Source organism: Magnetococcus marinus MC-1 (genome assembly GCF_000014865.1).
Taxonomy (GTDB): domain Bacteria; phylum Pseudomonadota; class Magnetococcia; order Magnetococcales; family Magnetococcaceae; genus Magnetococcus; species Magnetococcus marinus.
Map to the genome: position 1 here is coordinate 3,266,849 of NC_008576.1, position 14,515 is coordinate 3,281,363.

Genomic DNA, 14,515 nt, shown 5'->3' on the forward strand with positions numbered 1-14,515 from the left:
GGCGATTACGCACTCTCACCTGTAATGGCGACGACGACCTTGTCCGCTGAGAGACTATTGGCCCCAGCGGGAACAATACGTTTCCACCAGATGGGCACGGCTGCGGGATGGGTTTTGAAGGTGATGGTTTCCCCACTGGACCAAGCCCCGCCCCATCCCGCCACAGGCAGGGTGAAATAGGGACGGCTGAAATCAGGGTTATTGGGGGCAAAATCACCCCCAGAGAGGGAGCCGCTGCCCACACTACCCAGCATATCCCCCACGCAGCTAAAGCTGTTGGCATCGCTGAAGGTCAGGGTCCAGGTCTGTTCAATGCTGCCGATTGAATCGAGAATCGGTATAATATTGGTGGGCGCTATCGTTGGACCGGATCCGTCGTATGTACCCGCAACGGTGGATCCGGTCCAGCTACCCCAGGTTGCCTCGATATCCTCGGGCTCAATGACTGAAGCAACGCGGGTATTGCTGGAGGCATAGGCGCTCTGCAAGCTCTGTCCGGCCTCAAAGGTCAGCGTGGCTTTATCCCCATTCCAGGTCACCCCACCACTGCTGGCCAGACGGATAAACTCGACGTTACCGGAGGCATCATCCACATGGTCCTGATCGGAGATGCGGATCAAGTCCCCGTTCTGGAAGATGGCATCGGTGGCCGACTCGGTGTTGACATCGATGCTGGTGGCCCCGATGGAGACATTGGCATCTAGCGTTCCTGCCCCATAGAGCCGCTCGGATCCGGTGAGCATCCCCTGGGTATCGGTTTGGGTTCCGGGAAAGATCAGAATGCGATCATCCCCTGGGGTGGCTGTCTCCACATAGATGCGCGGGTCAATCAGCTTGATATCGGCATCATTGGCGACCTTGAAGAACACCTTGCGGTATTTGGTGGAACCCGCCAGTCGTTCCCCTTGAGGCACGTCGGGCCAGACATTGTTCTTCACCCCATCGGCGATCTCATTGGCAGAGATGCGCCCCCCATTACTGGAGGTGTCACTGACGGTGGAGGATTTGTAGAAGCGTAGTTCTGATGTTTGGATGGGCAATTTCAAATCTCCATTAACTTGATGGTACCGGTGTAGAGATCATGGTGCGGCCAGAGGGGTTGGAACTGGATGGCCGGTGGTTCGTGATGGCTAAACATCACCTGATAACTCTCTGCCCCCCAGATAAGCAGGAACACCGCCCCGGACTGGGCGGCCATGGCCTCAATGGCCATCACGGTGGCTTGATCCAGCCATGTCACCCCATCTGCGGCCTCCAGGGTGATGGGTCTGCCTTTGATCAGGGGTTGGGACCAGAGCACAGGGGTGCCCCCCAGGGTACGGGCTGCCTCCATGGCCACAGGAGACCACGCCCGACGGTCGTTCCACTGGATCGACTCAGGTAGTGTTAAATCACCAAGTTGTTTCATCGGGATATCAGAAGGTACCGCGCTGCAGTTCCTTGAGGGCATCTACCAGTTGCCGCACCTGTTGCCGGGGACTGGTGATGGAAGCGGTCGGTCTGCCGTTCATGGTCAGATCAAGCTGAACAATCCCCTCTACTGGGGGCTGCCCAGCACCAGCAGCTCCTGCAAAGGAGAGCTGAGGAAGCGCTGGGATCTCCGGCAACCCCACCATCCCCCCGGTTTGAAACCTGGGCAGGTTGGGCAGGATACGCTTCACGGTCTCCATGGGAGCGGAGTTAATGGTCAGCAGCAAATCCTTGAAGATCCTGGAGCGCTCTTTGCGGATCACGATCTCACCGGCTTCAAGCAAGGCATGAACCCGATCCCCACCGCCGTAGCCAGGTAGACGTCCACCTCGGTTTAGACCGATCATCCCACCTGACTGTTTGGCCTCGATGGTTTTCATGGTGATGGTGACGGTTTTATCCTTCAGTGCCGCCATCTGCTTTTCGATGGCTGAGAGTGCAGATTGGGCCTGCTCAACCTGGGCTTGCAACTCGACTGATTTGGTCACACGGTCAGGAAGGGCTTCCATGGCCTGTTTGAGCAGATCCACCTGACCACGTGCTATTTCCAACTGCTCGGTGAGGGAGGCAGTCTGATCCTTCTGAGTAGCAAGCGCTTTTCGTGCACTCTCCTCCTGGCGCTGATAGAGCTTATCCAGCACATCCCCGGCATCCTGCACACCCCGGATGGCGGTGGAGGTGTCATTCAGGCTGGAGAAGGCATCCTGGGCCCCACGGGCCAGGGATTCGGCCCACTTGATATCCTGCTCGGAAAGGTTTGTTTTGGAGAGCAGCTGTTGGGCCTCAGCCAGCTTTTGGGAGGCGGCTGCAGCGCGGGAGGTCTCTTTCTCCCGGTCGGACATGTTGCGTTCCAATAGCGAGCGCACCTTATCCTCGGTGGAGATACGGGCGTTGCGCTTTTTCTCTTCGATGCCCTGGATCTGATCGGCCAATCGCTTCTCAGCAGTCAGGCTCTGTTGCAGGGCGCGTTCCGTGGCCTGGACCGACTGTTCAGCAGTACGGATCTTCTCGGTAAGCACCTCACGGGCCTGGCGCTTCTGTTCTTCGGCCAGTTGCTGCTCCAGAGCAGCCAGTTTACGCTGGGCAGATGTCCGCTGGCGGGTCAGGTTGGATAGCTGGTTGGCCGCTTCTTGGGCTGCGCGCCTCTGGGTCTGAATGGCATCGGAAGCGGCCTTTGCAGCCAGGCGCCATCCCCCAGTGCTTTTATCCGCGATGATGGTGCCTTCCCGCTGTAGACGGTTGAAGGTCTCCATGTCGGGAATGTTGATCCCCAGTTGCTGCCCGATCTGCTTCAAACGGGCAGCCAACTGCTCCTGGGTCTCAACAGCTGCCTGTCCCGATGCTACGGCTTCATCCTGGGCATCCTTGGTTTTCCACCAAGAGTAGGCCATGTAGCCTAGTGCGCCCACAGCCGCCGTCGCCCCAGCCACCAGCCCCACCGGACCGGTAAGCAGAGCCAGAAGACTACCAATGCCCGCAGCACCCCGGATAAAGAACCCGGCCAGATTGATGGAGATAAGAGAGAGCAGACGGGTGCGGGCCAGCGCCAATGCGCCAACCAATCCCTGAGCGCCTACCACGGCTACCAAGCCAGAGGCAGCACGGGTAACGGTTAGAAACCACTGAGCGGTCTGAAGTGCTGTGAGTGCTGCCATGGCCACACGCAGGGTTTTGATGGCCAGATACGCCCCACCCAGCACGCCGATGATCTCTTTCCACGCCAGGATGAACTCACCCACCATCAGAGCCACACGGCCCAACATGGCAGCCAGATCCACACCAGCCAGAGCCAACTCGACGATGGCATCCTTGTTTTCATTGATGGCGGCGGTGAGCTCTTGAAAATTAAGGCTGCTGTGCTTGTCGATGGCCTCACCAACCGCAATCTTCACCCCCTCCCAGGCGGACTCCAGGGAACGGATGGATCCGCCCATGCCCGCTTCCATCTCTGTGGCCACACGCCCGGCGACACCGCCCACCTGTTCAAACTTGGATACCAACGCCTCAAAGGCCTGGGAGGACATGCCTACGGCAGCGGTTAACGCAGGCGCAGCTTCCACCCCAAAGATCTGGATCATGTCGGCGGCATCGGCCCCGCTTGCCCTCAGGTTGCGCAGCACTTGCGTCATGGGCAGCAGTTGGCCAGTGGCATCACGGGTCTGAAGGCCCATACGGTTGATGGCCTCTTGGGCTTTATCCACCGGGGCCAGCAGACGGGCATAGGCGCTACGCAGCGCGGTACCCGCTTTTTCCCCAGAGAAGCCGTTCTTGGCCAGCAAGGCCAGCACGGTGGCGGTCTCTTCAAAGCTGTTTCCAGCGGCCTTCGCCACAGGTCCTGCGTACTGTAGAGCAAGACCTAGATCCTGAATGTTGGTGGCGGAGTTGGTGAAGGCGGTGACCAGGATGTCGTTTACATTGCCCAGATCACGGGCCTGCAACCCAAACTGGGCCATAGAGGCGGTGGCGATGCCTGCTGCGGTTTCCAGATTCACCGAACCGGCTGCAGCCAACTCCAGAACTTTTGGTAGGGCTTGCAGCTGTTGGGATGCCGAGAGCCCCGCCAGGGACATGGCTTTGAGACCACCCGCTGCCTGAGTGGCGCTGAATCGGGTAGAGGCTCCCATCTCCTTGGCCAACTCGGTCAGTTGGGTCAGCTCTTCTGATGTCGCGCCAGATGTAGCCGCCACCTGCCTCATGGTGTCGTCAAAGGCGGCATAGGTAAGGATGGAGTCTTTGATAAAGTTGGATGCCGCACGAATGGATTCAAACCCGGCATACGCTGCTGCCAGATTGCGCACAGTACCCGCCATTCCGGTCATGGCACCGTTTAAGCCCTGCATTTCACCACGCAGGGTACGCACCCGGCTCTGCATCTGCTGATGAGCACGGTTGAGATCCGCCGCAGAAACCCGACCGGAGCGGGCCAGTTCCCGATAGGCATTCTCTAGCCTCTGGACTTCGTCCTCTACCTCGCGCATGGATCGGACGCCGATGGTGGCAAAGGCACGGTTCACGCGACTTTGAGCCTGCACCTCACGGGTAGAGGCGCGCAGATCCCGCTGGAGCCGCTCCTGGCTTTCACTGAGGCGGGTCGTATCGATCCCGGCCTGACGCAGGTTACCCCGCAGGCCATGAAGGGATTCCCGCTGAGCCTCTACCTGATCCTTCAGAGAACGGGCATTGCGCTTGGCCTGCTCAAAGGCGCGGGTCATGGCGCGGGTGGGTGTTTCGGTCTCCCGCATCTGCACCGCGAGATGGGCCACCTCACGGGTGGCCGCCTGCCATTGATCTTCACTCTCCCTGATTTGTCGCTTTAGATTGCGGAAAGCATCGATGTCCGATAGTGCCCCATTGATACGCTGCGCCTGAGTCTGAGCAGCGGAGGCCATGGATTGCACGCCCTGGCGAAAGTCGCTCTGCATGCGGGTGACAGCAGAACGCAGTTCATCGTCATTTGCCCTAATGACAAACTCAAGCGCCGCCGTGGTTCTGGCCATCAGGATTCCTGTTGGTTAAAGTTATCAAATATGCTAACTTTTAGGGATGAAATGGTCGATCACTTTTTACAATGTGAACGTGCAGCAGGAGATCCGCTCCTGGCCTGTTGGTATTCACGCTGATTTTCTTCGCTTGGTCCAACTGCTGGAGGAGTTCGGCATGGACCTGCGCATGCCCCATTCCCGTGCCATGGGAAAAGGATTGTTTGAATTGCGCTGCAAAGGGTCAGAGGGCATTGGTCGAGCGTTTTACTGCACGGTCAAAGGGCAGACCATTGTGATCCTGCACTCGTTTATCAAGAAAACCCAAGAGACCCCTGCGAAAGAGCTGCGTACTGCGCAGAAACGTCTCAAGGAGGTGAAAAATGGCTGATGGCTACAACCCTCTTCCCCTCAATATTAAGGACGAGTTAACCCACGCCCGACTGAAGCCGGGCTTTAGTGAGGCCTATGATGCTTTGGAAGATGAGTTCCAGGCTTTACGAACCTTCCTGTCGGCCCGCAAGGAAGCAGGGCTTACCCAGGAAGAGATTGCCAAACGAATGGGCACCACCAAAAGTGCCGTATCCCGTCTGGAATCTTCCCTGGGCGATCATAAACACTCTCCATCTATTGCCACTCTGCGTAAATATGCCAAAGCGGTTGGCTGTAAGTTGGAGATCAAGCTGGTTCCTCAGTAATTACGGCTTCTCGTTAAGGCTGTTTTCGAAGGAGAGTGCATCCAGGAACATCTCCCAGGTGTAATCCATCACACCGGGGTGTCCGAGTTTGATGAGGGTGAAGATGGCCCGCTTGAACTGTCCGACCCTTCGTTGGAGGTCGTCAGCATCTGGTTCAGCCGCTTCCCGGCCTCCTCCAGACGCTGGCAGGCGGCGAAAAAATGGGGGTTCTCCTCCTTGATCGCCGCGATGATGGTCTCCAACACCTCCGGTTCCATCGCTTGGATCTGCTCTGTGGTCAGATCGCTGAAGGTGAGGATATCTTGGATGGTGACCTCTTCAAAAAGCACGTTCCCCACCCAGTCAGGCTCTGCGGTCTGTGCGTTAACTGCTTTGTTGAAGAACTCGTAGATCTCACCCACGGTAAACTTGCGCACATGGTAGGTGAGATCCCCTGCTGTCTTGGCAATCAGACGTCCCACGGCCATCACCCTTCAATCTGCATCAGTTTGAAGAATTGGGACACACCTGCACCGGTCTTTGAGTCGTCTTTGAGCACATCCATGGAAAACTCAATGTTCCCAAAGTCATCAGTGACCAACCCCAGCGAGGATGGGGTGTTTTTCACCCGGTAGACATCCAGTACCACCGGCTTACCATCAAAAGCCTGGTTAAAGCCATCAAAGGAGAGCCGATATTCTTTCCCTGCATTGAGGATTGCCTCAACCGTGGCCGAGGAGGCATGGGTGTAGGTCATGAGCACCGTATCTCCATCCACCACATTTTCAGCGGCCTCTAGAATCCGAACCCCACCCCCTTTGACCTCATAGTCAGTACCCTCGACCAGGGGTGTACCGCTATTGGTGAGGGAGACGGCAGAGAGATCCACCCCCTCTTTGGCCCGGAGATACCCACCCCGATAGGCTACATGGGATTCATCGGTGACGGTGCCTCCCGCAATGGATCCCGACTCACCAAAGGTAGCCATGGCCAGGGATTCGGTATCAAAGCCATGGGCCGTAATCACCAACTGCACATCGGTGATGAGGGAGACGGTGTCGGCGGTGCCCCCACCTGGGGTGGAGTAGTTTTTCAGGGTTTTTTTCTCCTCCGAAAAAGACAGCTCGACTTTGGAAGCCTCGCCCAGAAAGCGCATGCCTGCGCCGCCACCAAAGGGGCCGATGAAGCATTCCCCACCGCCGATAAGGGTATGTGTTTTTTTGCCCACAGTCTTTACTCCGTTGTTTTGAATAGAAACGATGTCTCAAACGCCAACGGAAAATAGAAGATCCCATTGGGTGAGTAATCTGGTGAATAAGCCGAAGCTGTCCGCTGAAGCGGTTTGAAGAGGGTTCTATCCGGAGTCCAGCCCACCACCGCAGTGATCACCCGGCTGATCAGTGCCCCGGCATCACTCTCGGAATCCCGCACTACCACCAGACAGAGCCAGGTCTGTTCAACCTTCTGCTGATTGCCCTGAATGGGCCCCGGCTTGTCCTCTTCCAGAAAGATAATCACCGTAGGGGGTAATTCTGCCTCTTCATGGATCACCGGCATGCCCCAGGATGAGAGCACGCGGATTTCCTCAAGCTGATCCTTCAACCGCTGAACGATCAGCCCTTCAACCTGCAAATAATTTTGCACCTCAGATCCTTATTAGCGGGGGAAGAACAGAGATCAGCGGTGGCTTACATGCCCCTATGCTGGGGGTCGCAGTACCCACGTCACCCGAGCAATCACTGGGGCCAAACCGATGGGGAAAGGCTGGGGTGATCTGGGTCAGCACCTGACAGTGACTGGCCGGTGGAATAGGTACGTTAAGCAGACTGATCAGGGGGATACCTGACGGATAGGCGATACTGGAGGTTGCCCTTGGCTCCAGACGGCCTCCCATATAGGAGATGCCATGGTCCAGAAGTGCCGCATGGCTGCCGTATCGCTCCAGAACACCACCCACAGATGGGAGAGACCAACAGGCCCCATCCAGGGCAAAACCGGGATCATTCAGATCAGCCATGATCAGCCCTTACGAATGATCATGGATTCGGTGGGTCCGTTGGTCTGCACCACCGAGTACTGCTTGCCATCCATGGAGAGCACATCGTGGGTTGCCGCCATATTGTCGGGGATCACCCAGATATCGCACAGCGAGGAGATCTCACCGTACATCAGGGGCATATGGTTAACGTTGTGGCCCATCAAAGGCCAGGCTGGGATGGTGGAACCACCGGCACCATCCGGTACCTTCTGGTCACTGCCCGAAGGCATGGCCAATGTTGAGAAACAGACCGTTCCAGCGGTTAGTGACGCTGATGTGCCTGTGACAGGGGTCTCGTCTTTCTGCATCTGTCGGGGTGAATAACCCAAAGTGCCATACATGGCATATCCGAGGTTGCACCACAGAAACGGCGGCCACCCGGCGGCCGGGGTATCCCAGGGCAAGTATCGGGTTCGTTCCACAATACCGGATGGACCAGGTTTGATGGTACTGGCCCACCCTGCTGCCGTCTGGCTGGCAAACATGACAAACCGTGCTGAGGCCCAGATATAAAGCGACCCCCCATTGCTCGTATCGATGCGTTGGTTGTAGCTGGTGCTGTCACTGGTGCTCGCCATATTGGTCCCAGCGTGACCCGTTGCATCCCATACTTCATACACCTTGGGAAACAGATAGCCGGTGGTGTTCAGATCCACACACAGATATTTGAAGGCGCTGGCATCATCCGCCAGCGGGGCCTTCAGACACTGCATGTTGGTTCCGGCGCTGGCATCATGCAGGGTCCATCCGGCGGCCACCTGAGAGATAACCTGGGTAGAGGCCTGGTTGCAGGATGCCGACAACGTCGCTTTATCGGTGGTGCCGGTCAGCAGCGCAACAATATCCGACAGCATGTTGCTGATGCTGGCTCCAGCGTTGTAATCATAACGTGCGTACACGACGGTTGCTCCTATCGATAGTCATAGGATCCACGCAGATCCCAGCGCTTGTTAAACTTGGTGGAGCCTTCGGCAAACAGGATGGAGACCGGATTGCCCCCCTCATAGGCGATGCGCCGGACAAACCATGCATCATCAGCATCCAGGGCCCCTGGATTGGCCTGCCCGATGTATTCAGGGTTGCCATCCAGGTCATAGGCAATACGGCGGATGAGCAGACTCTCCGCCTCATGCACCAGTTCGGGAAACACCTTCTTAAACAGAGACACCATTACCTCCGAAGAATCAGCGCCAACCAACCATCCCCATGGGGTTGCACATCCATGACGCGGTAGTTGATCCCACCGACCGCCACCCCATCACCCACCGCAGGACGTGTGGCAAAGTCGGCCTCTCGCCCCTCAATGACCGGTCGATAGCTCTGCACCGGCACCCCAACGGCATCGATGGTGGTGATCTCACGGCTGGAATCAAAAATGGCGGAGAGCTCAGATGGCTCCCCGCCAGCGGGGGTGTGGATGATGGCTTGGCCAAAGACCTCGATACAGGCTGCATTGAGACCATTCAGCCCGTCATCCCAGGTGGCCATGATCAGCTGGCGGTCAGTTTGACCAGCACGCCAGGGCGGTGGCACATGGGCAGGGGGTTGGACTGGGTGTGCAGGTCGGTGCCCCGTTCAAACTTACGGGGCTCCTGCTTGGCATAGAGCGGCTGCCCCAGGGTGTTAACCGACTCATTGAAGTCAGCCGGGGCAAAATAGGTACAGAATGTCTGGCTGGTCCCTGTAGGAAACGCATGCCCCTCCCCTGCAGCGATAAAGCGCCGCACGGCACCACCGGGATCCGTCGCTTGGCCCCGATACTCTTCGAATATAACGCCTCCAAACTCAAACCCATGGCGCATGTCACTACGCAACATCAGCCCCTGCTGCCAAAGCTGATAGGCGCTTTCGACGCGGGCATGGCCGGTCAGGGCATCCATAAACTCTGGAGAAACCAGCACATGGATCCCGGTCATGAATTCCCCCCGGAGGTTATCCTCCAGATAGCGTTTCAGCTCCAGGCATTTGGCCTTCACATCGGTGGTAGCGTCATCCAATTCAAAGTTGATGGTTTTAGGGCTGATTTGGAACTCATCAAAGAGGTTGTAGATTACCGAGCCATCGGCATCGAGTATCTCTCCCTTCAAAGCCCCCATACGCAGGTGCTCAAGAGTGATGGCATGTTTATCCCGCATGGATTGCAGATGCATGGCCAGCACATCGGAGACCGCCTCAAGCTCCCCTTCACTGCCGAAGGCACGCACCCCGGCAATCTCTTCAGGGAGCACCACATCATCATGGGGGATATGGGGAATAACAAAGGAGCGGATACGCCGTTTTCCGCGCTTACCGGTACTTCCAGGGGATCCTACTGCTGCGGTAGGCAGCAGGGAGAGCACCCCATTGCGCTCCTCAATGGCGATCTGGCGCAGTCGGACCGGTTTGGAAGGCATCAGATTGAGGCCCTCAAGCTTACCGTAGCGGTTGGGCAGAATATTGATGGCCGCTGTCAGAGCTACCGCCCCGAAAGCGTCATTATTGAATGGATTTGCGGCAAGAGCCATAATCATACTCCCAAACGGATAAGGATGCCCCGGGCCTCAAGGGCCGCCGTGGCTCCCAGTTTCTGTGTTTCATTGATGGATTCAGGCCAGACCACAGCATGGTCAGCCAGAATGGCATGGCGAAGGATGGCCACCTCTGGGGTATCCTGGCCTACAGAGGCCACTACCCGCTGAGCGATGATGCCGATAGGATCAGCAGAGCCATCCACCGCTGTGGGGTCCATGGCCACTACGTTGCTATCCCCGGTGACCAGCACGGTGAAGTGATCCCCCACCACAAAGTCAGTGGTTCCATCATCTATGGTGAATTTCAGGTGAGAGGTGTCATAGGCCATCCCCACCGTCACATCGGGCAGGCGGTGACCATTGGGATCCACTACCTGAAAGGTGCCGCTGTCGGCGCTGGCGATGATGCAAGTGAGGCTGTAGACACCGGGTACGGCCTGGGATCCCAGGGTAACGGTCCCGATGGTACCATCCCCGGAGTTACCCGCATCGGCCGCAGCGGCTACCTCGGATTTGGTACGGCGACCAATCACGGTGCCCACAGGCAGCACCCGTTCGGTACCCACCCCACCCAGCACGGTGACGGTCTCTCGGGAATAAAGGTTGGGGGCTTCAAACTTGAGCACATCCCCAAGATTGTTGGCTTGTTGAATCGCAGGCATGGTTGACTACCTCCTTATTGACCGGCGAGTTTGCGGCAGGAGGCCACAACCGGGTTGGTTTCAAGACTCTGTCTGGGCTGCATACGGGTGCCATCACCAGGCATCACCTCGGAGTGGATCTCCTCAGCATCGGCCCGTTTGGCCAGTAGCTCTTTGCGCACCGCTTCGGCAGATTGGCCTTCGGCGATATAACCGCCAGCCAGATCAGGCATCCCAGCAAGAGCACACAGATCGACAATGGCCTGAGCCTCATTGCGCATCTGTTGGCCATGCTCGGCACGGACCTTGTCTAGGTCCACAACGTTGGATACCGCAGATTGGTCAGTCAAATCCGACATTATGTCGGATTTGGCGTGAAGGTCAGGTTGGGATTGTCGTGACGTGACAACAGATGTTTCAGCCGCCGGATTTTCTTCCATGGGCATGGTTTCCTCCATATACACAGGTTCCCGCGGCAGTGCCGCTCGGTGAGAATGGGTCTTTTTGGACGCATCAATAGTTATTGACAGGCCAGCCAGGGCATCCCGGATGGTGCCAACCTGGTCAGCCAGACCAACCCGGATTGCCTTGTCGCCAAAGAACAGGCCTGCCTCGGTGGCACGCACCGCCGATTCATGCATCTTGCGACCTGCCGCCACGGCGGCGACGAACATACCGTAGAGCCGATCTACCTCCAGTTGCAGGTTAGTCCGGGCCTCTAGAGAGAGAGGGGCGTGGGTGGAAAAGTCATTTTTCCGGGCTCCGGCAAACACCGTGGTGTAGCTACGCCCCTCTTTGGCATCCTTCTCCGACTCATCCACATGAACAGCTATGACGCCGATGGAGCCCACCCCCGCAGTCTGGGGCACGATGATCCGATGAGCCTGGGAGGCGATAAGATAGGCAGCAGAGAAAGCGTCATCGGCCAGCGCCCAGATGGGCTTGCCCTGCCCCGCTTCACTGATCATGTCGGCCAGATCGAACACGCCCCCAACCTCACCACCAGGGGAGTCGATATCCATTAGGATTGCTCGCACGGCTGGGTCGGTGGCGGCATCCAGCAGTTTTTCTTCAATGGATGCGTAGGACATGAGCCCCGAAGCAGCCTCGACGGCCCCCACCCGTTTCACCAGGGTGCCGTGGATGGGCACGATGGCGATTCCATTAGGCGTGACCATCAAATCAGAGCTGTAATTTTTGGGCTCAAAGCCGCTGGGCATGGCCGTTGGTTCCAGGCCGACGCGGGGACCGATCACCGAGAGGATGGTCTCCAAGCGGGCGCGATCGACCATAAGCGGCGTCCCGAGGATTCGGGATGCCAGTTGAGGTAACTGATTCACAACATGCTCCTCAAAGAGATGATTATGGATTCATGTGGCTCATATGGGGTACAATGAAACCTCTAAACCAGTGGAGGAGACCAATGGCTAAAACAGAGATGATTCGGGCCCGTGTAGAACTGGAAACAAAGCAGGCCGCTGAAGACATTTTCAGGACACTTGGTATTTCAGCTTCCGAGGCGATCACGATGTTCTATCGCCAAGTAGCGCTGCACCATGGCATACCCTTCGAGGTAAAAATTCCCAATACAGAAACGATTGAGGCGCTAAATCAGGCCCGTAAAGGTGAAGCCCTCACCACCTGGAACTCAGTAGATGAGCTAATGAAGAGCGTTGAATGAGCAGGATCATCCAGACCACAAAGGCCTTTGAGAAAGATCTCAAGAAAGCTAAAAAACGCGGCAAGGATCTGGGTAAGCTTAAATCCGTCATTGATACGTTGGCTTCTGGAGAACCCCTTGCCAGCAGATTTCGTCCCCCACCGTCTGACGGGCAATTGGGACGGATGCTGGGAGTGTCATATTGAATCTGATTGGCTACTGATCTGGGTGGATGAGCAAGAAGAAACCATTATCCTGACTCGACTTGGAACACACTCTGACCTCTTTGGCTGAGGCGTTTACTCTTTCAGATCTACCAACTCCTTATCACTCTGCTTGCTGTCCCGTGATACTCCCGACCGGGAAGTACGCCGTGAGTCAGAGTCAAACACAAGCCCCAGTTCATCGGCACGCTTGTTATCGGCTACGATCTCCCGGTCGATCTCTTCGATGTCATAGCCGTAGGTAGAGACTGCTTCAGCCCGACTGAGCAGACCAGCCCGGATCGCCCAGATGATGGAGTTCATCTCTTTTTGTGGATCCACCCAGGTCCACCCTTGAGGTATCCACTTCACCGCCAGATATTCACGGCGGCGTTTGCTGTACTCGGGAAGCTGCAAAGCACCCGACAAAACAGCCTGATCCATCCACCGTTCCCATACAGGGCGGCAAAGCTGATGGATCAAGACCATGCGCTGGATCTGTTCCATGCGGCGGCGAAACTCCACCATGCCAGCACGGATGGAGGAGTAGTTCACCCCAGTGAGGTCGCCGGTGAGTTGCTCATAAGTCAGCCCAAGCCCTACAGCCACAGCGCGGAGTTGGGTGCGCATGAACTCCCCGTATTGACCGCCCACGTCTGCCGGATCGGAAAACTTTACATCCTCACCGGGTAGCAGGACCTGCATGGTGCCGGGAGCCCAGGTGACGGGGACGGCCCCCTGTTCATCCGGGTCCTGTCCATCCTCACCGCCAACGCCCAACTCGGGGTCAGGTTTGGTGATGAAGCCGGCGATGAGCGCGGCGGTCTTTTTCCGCACCAGCTCCGCATCGTCGTACTGATCCAACTCATGGAGGCGGACCAACGCCTGAGCCATCCAGGGTTCTCCTCTTAGCTGACCGGGGCGCAGAGGTTTGAAAATGTGACACACTTCTGAGCCTGGCACCCGGACTACATCCCCCGCTTTGAACAGCATGGGCTGTTCACCGGGGTGTTCCCGAAACAGATGGTAGGCGACCCGGCGACCGATCTTGTCAAACTCAATCCCAGCCCTTACCCGATGCCCGTTGGGTAGATCCCGGCTGTCACTGGCAGGGAGATGTTCGGGCTCCAATACCTGGAGTTGAAGGGGGACTAACAAGCCATCACGGGCATCCCGATTGCGCAGCCGTACCAGCACCTCGCCCCCCTCGATCATAGCGCGGGCAATCAAAGCCTGAAGGCCATAGAAGCCCAGCATGCCGTGGGCATCGGCCTCTTTTGTCCAGGCCAGCCATAAAGACTGAATCTGGGCTTTGATCTGGGGGTCTTTTACCGTGGATTGGGGCTTGATACCGGTACCCACAAGGTTCCCAACCAGAGAGTCTACAGCGTTGGATGCCCAGGCATTACGGCGCACCAAGTCTCGTGAGCGTGCACGCATGAGGGTGGCATCGCGAAACAGCAGGGCATTGATCCCGGCCTCTTCCGGCTGCCAGTTACCCAGCCGCCGACCAGATGCGGCCCCTTCATATCCTGCCCGGCGTTTGGGAGGACCACCAAACAGACGCTTAAACAGCTTCATTAGAGATCCTTATTGCTGCGCACGCGCAGGTGTCGGGCGACACGACGGTTGCCACCATTACGGGCTATTTCTCGGTCCAATAGATCCAACGCTTCACGGGCTTGGCTGAGGTCATACTGTACGGTCTTATCCCCATGGCTGACGCGAGTTTGAAGAGATTCCAAACGCTCCAGGAGTTTATCTCTTCGGACTTGTAATTCGGATACTGTGGCCATGGACATACCTCCAGTCAAAGGGCATTCTGGTTTCGTTGACC

The 14,515-nt window shown here is 57.2% G+C and carries 19 protein-coding genes and 1 pseudogene; 5 read left to right on the top strand and 15 right to left on the bottom strand.

Annotated features, from left to right (window positions below; genetic code table 11):
- Nucleotides 1-5 precede the first annotated feature (5 nt).
- Genes MMC1_RS13085 through MMC1_RS13095 form a run of 3 tightly spaced genes read right to left on the bottom strand, consistent with a single transcriptional unit; the run spans nucleotide 6 to nucleotide 4,967 of the window.
- Complete coding sequence (locus MMC1_RS13085) at nucleotides 6-1,040, bottom strand: hypothetical protein (RefSeq protein ID WP_011714178.1); 1,035 nt, start codon at nucleotides 1,038-1,040, stop codon at nucleotides 6-8.
- Nucleotides 1,041-1,042: 2 nt separating this feature from the next.
- Entirely contained in the window at nucleotides 1,043-1,408 is a 366-nt protein-coding gene (locus MMC1_RS20280) for a hypothetical protein (protein ID WP_011714179.1), read from the bottom strand.
- A 7-nt stretch (nucleotides 1,409-1,415) separates the two neighbouring features.
- Complete coding sequence (locus MMC1_RS13095) at nucleotides 1,416-4,967, bottom strand: phage tail tape measure protein (protein ID WP_011714180.1); 3,552 nt, start codon at nucleotides 4,965-4,967, stop codon at nucleotides 1,416-1,418.
- A gap of 46 nt (nucleotides 4,968-5,013) precedes the next feature.
- Between MMC1_RS13095 and MMC1_RS13100 the strand changes: the two genes are divergently transcribed.
- Nucleotides 5,014-5,340 (top strand): type II toxin-antitoxin system RelE/ParE family toxin, encoded by a 327-nt coding sequence (locus tag MMC1_RS13100; RefSeq protein WP_011713002.1) that lies wholly within the window; start codon nucleotides 5,014-5,016, stop codon nucleotides 5,338-5,340.
- On the top strand, nucleotides 5,333-5,647 hold the full coding sequence (locus MMC1_RS13105; RefSeq protein ID WP_011713001.1) for a helix-turn-helix domain-containing protein: 315 nt from the start codon (nucleotides 5,333-5,335) through the stop codon (nucleotides 5,645-5,647). The genes MMC1_RS13100 and MMC1_RS13105 overlap by 8 nt, the downstream gene beginning before the upstream one ends.
- A gap of 68 nt (nucleotides 5,648-5,715) precedes the next feature.
- On the opposite strand, the gene MMC1_RS13110 is transcribed toward MMC1_RS13105, so the two are convergent.
- The 10 genes from MMC1_RS13110 to MMC1_RS13160 are packed head-to-tail and all read right to left on the bottom strand — an operon-like array spanning nucleotide 5,716 to nucleotide 12,155.
- Nucleotides 5,716-6,108, bottom strand: a complete 393-nt coding sequence (locus MMC1_RS13110) for a hypothetical protein (RefSeq protein WP_011714181.1) — start codon at nucleotides 6,106-6,108, stop codon at nucleotides 5,716-5,718.
- A gap of 5 nt (nucleotides 6,109-6,113) precedes the next feature.
- Nucleotides 6,114-6,854 carry a phage tail tube protein gene (locus MMC1_RS20285; RefSeq protein WP_011714182.1) on the bottom strand — a complete coding sequence of 247 codons (741 nt, stop codon included), beginning with the start codon at nucleotides 6,852-6,854 and terminating at the stop codon, nucleotides 6,114-6,116.
- Between the two features lie 5 nt (nucleotides 6,855-6,859).
- Nucleotides 6,860-7,270 carry a phage tail terminator protein gene (locus MMC1_RS13120; RefSeq protein WP_011714183.1) on the bottom strand — a complete coding sequence of 137 codons (411 nt, stop codon included), beginning with the start codon at nucleotides 7,268-7,270 and terminating at the stop codon, nucleotides 6,860-6,862.
- A 1-nt stretch (nucleotide 7,271) separates the two neighbouring features.
- A complete protein-coding gene (locus MMC1_RS13125) occupies nucleotides 7,272-7,643 on the bottom strand; it encodes a hypothetical protein (protein ID WP_011714184.1) in 372 nt (123 codons plus the stop codon).
- A gap of 2 nt (nucleotides 7,644-7,645) precedes the next feature.
- On the bottom strand, nucleotides 7,646-8,563 hold the full coding sequence (locus MMC1_RS13130) for a hypothetical protein (RefSeq protein WP_011712996.1): 918 nt from the start codon (nucleotides 8,561-8,563) through the stop codon (nucleotides 7,646-7,648).
- Between the two features lie 11 nt (nucleotides 8,564-8,574).
- Nucleotides 8,575-8,835 carry a hypothetical protein gene (locus MMC1_RS13135; RefSeq protein ID WP_041640933.1) on the bottom strand — a complete coding sequence of 87 codons (261 nt, stop codon included), beginning with the start codon at nucleotides 8,833-8,835 and terminating at the stop codon, nucleotides 8,575-8,577.
- Nucleotides 8,835-9,152 carry a head-tail joining protein gene (locus tag MMC1_RS13140; RefSeq protein ID WP_011714185.1) on the bottom strand — a complete coding sequence of 106 codons (318 nt, stop codon included), beginning with the start codon at nucleotides 9,150-9,152 and terminating at the stop codon, nucleotides 8,835-8,837. The genes MMC1_RS13135 and MMC1_RS13140 overlap by 1 nt, the downstream gene beginning before the upstream one ends.
- 2 nt (nucleotides 9,153-9,154) lie before the next feature.
- Nucleotides 9,155-10,168 (bottom strand): major capsid protein, encoded by a 1,014-nt coding sequence (locus tag MMC1_RS13145; protein WP_011712993.1) that lies wholly within the window; start codon nucleotides 10,166-10,168, stop codon nucleotides 9,155-9,157.
- 2 nt (nucleotides 10,169-10,170) lie between these two features.
- Nucleotides 10,171-10,836, bottom strand: coding sequence for a head decoration protein (locus tag MMC1_RS20290; RefSeq protein WP_011712992.1), 666 nt, complete (start codon nucleotides 10,834-10,836; stop codon nucleotides 10,171-10,173).
- Nucleotides 10,837-10,850: 14 nt separating this feature from the next.
- Nucleotides 10,851-12,155, bottom strand: a complete 1,305-nt coding sequence (locus MMC1_RS13160; RefSeq protein WP_041641239.1) for a S49 family peptidase — start codon at nucleotides 12,153-12,155, stop codon at nucleotides 10,851-10,853.
- Nucleotides 12,156-12,238: 83 nt separating this feature from the next.
- On the opposite strand from MMC1_RS13160, the gene MMC1_RS13165 reads away from it, so the two are divergent.
- The 3 genes and pseudogenes from MMC1_RS13165 to MMC1_RS13170 all read left to right on the top strand — a co-directional run bounded on the left by MMC1_RS13165 (nucleotide 12,239) and on the right by MMC1_RS13170 (nucleotide 12,769).
- Complete coding sequence (locus MMC1_RS13165; RefSeq protein WP_041641240.1) at nucleotides 12,239-12,496, top strand: type II toxin-antitoxin system RelB/DinJ family antitoxin; 258 nt, start codon at nucleotides 12,239-12,241, stop codon at nucleotides 12,494-12,496.
- Nucleotides 12,493-12,588: pseudogene (locus MMC1_RS22550) on the top strand (type II toxin-antitoxin system YafQ family toxin); the annotation flags it as partial. The gene MMC1_RS13165 and the pseudogene MMC1_RS22550, both read left to right, overlap by 4 nt.
- Entirely contained in the window at nucleotides 12,563-12,769 is a 207-nt protein-coding gene (locus MMC1_RS13170; protein WP_227665327.1) for a type II toxin-antitoxin system YafQ family toxin, read from the top strand. The pseudogene MMC1_RS22550 and the gene MMC1_RS13170, both read left to right, overlap by 26 nt.
- 5 nt (nucleotides 12,770-12,774) lie before the next feature.
- Here the strand turns inward: MMC1_RS13170 and MMC1_RS13175 are convergent, their stop codons facing one another.
- Together MMC1_RS13175 and MMC1_RS13180 are read right to left on the bottom strand one after the other, a co-directional pair.
- Entirely contained in the window at nucleotides 12,775-14,259 is a 1,485-nt protein-coding gene (locus MMC1_RS13175; RefSeq protein ID WP_011714188.1) for a phage portal protein, read from the bottom strand.
- Entirely contained in the window at nucleotides 14,259-14,474 is a 216-nt protein-coding gene (locus tag MMC1_RS13180; RefSeq protein WP_041640929.1) for a phage head-tail joining protein, read from the bottom strand. Before MMC1_RS13180 ends, MMC1_RS13175 begins: the two co-directional genes overlap by 1 nt.
- Nucleotides 14,475-14,515: the final 41 nt, after the last annotated feature.

Bases quoted from the DNA above. Each gene is read 5' to 3' on its own strand.
- MMC1_RS20280 (WP_011714179.1), bottom strand. From the start codon at position 1,408: ATGAAACAACTTGGTGATTTAACACTACCTGAGTCGATCCAGTGGAAC.
- MMC1_RS13095 (WP_011714180.1), bottom strand. From the start codon at position 4,967: ATGGCCAGAACCACGGCGGCGCTTGAGTTTGTCATTAGGGCAAATGAC.
- MMC1_RS13100 (WP_011713002.1), top strand. From the start codon at position 5,014: ATGAAATGGTCGATCACTTTTTACAATGTGAACGTGCAGCAGGAGATC.
- MMC1_RS13105 (WP_011713001.1), top strand. From the start codon at position 5,333: ATGGCTGATGGCTACAACCCTCTTCCCCTCAATATTAAGGACGAGTTA.
- MMC1_RS13125 (WP_011714184.1), bottom strand. From the start codon at position 7,643: ATGGCTGATCTGAATGATCCCGGTTTTGCCCTGGATGGGGCCTGTTGG.
- MMC1_RS13135 (WP_041640933.1), bottom strand. From the start codon at position 8,835: ATGGTGTCTCTGTTTAAGAAGGTGTTTCCCGAACTGGTGCATGAGGCG.
- MMC1_RS13140 (WP_011714185.1), bottom strand. From the start codon at position 9,152: ATGGCCACCTGGGATGACGGGCTGAATGGTCTCAATGCAGCCTGTATC.
- MMC1_RS13145 (WP_011712993.1), bottom strand. From the start codon at position 10,168: ATGGCTCTTGCCGCAAATCCATTCAATAATGACGCTTTCGGGGCGGTA.
- MMC1_RS20290 (WP_011712992.1), bottom strand. From the start codon at position 10,836: ATGCCTGCGATTCAACAAGCCAACAATCTTGGGGATGTGCTCAAGTTT.
- MMC1_RS13165 (WP_041641240.1), top strand. From the start codon at position 12,239: ATGGCTAAAACAGAGATGATTCGGGCCCGTGTAGAACTGGAAACAAAG.
- MMC1_RS13175 (WP_011714188.1), bottom strand. From the start codon at position 14,259: ATGAAGCTGTTTAAGCGTCTGTTTGGTGGTCCTCCCAAACGCCGGGCA.
- MMC1_RS13180 (WP_041640929.1), bottom strand. From the start codon at position 14,474: ATGGCCACAGTATCCGAATTACAAGTCCGAAGAGATAAACTCCTGGAG.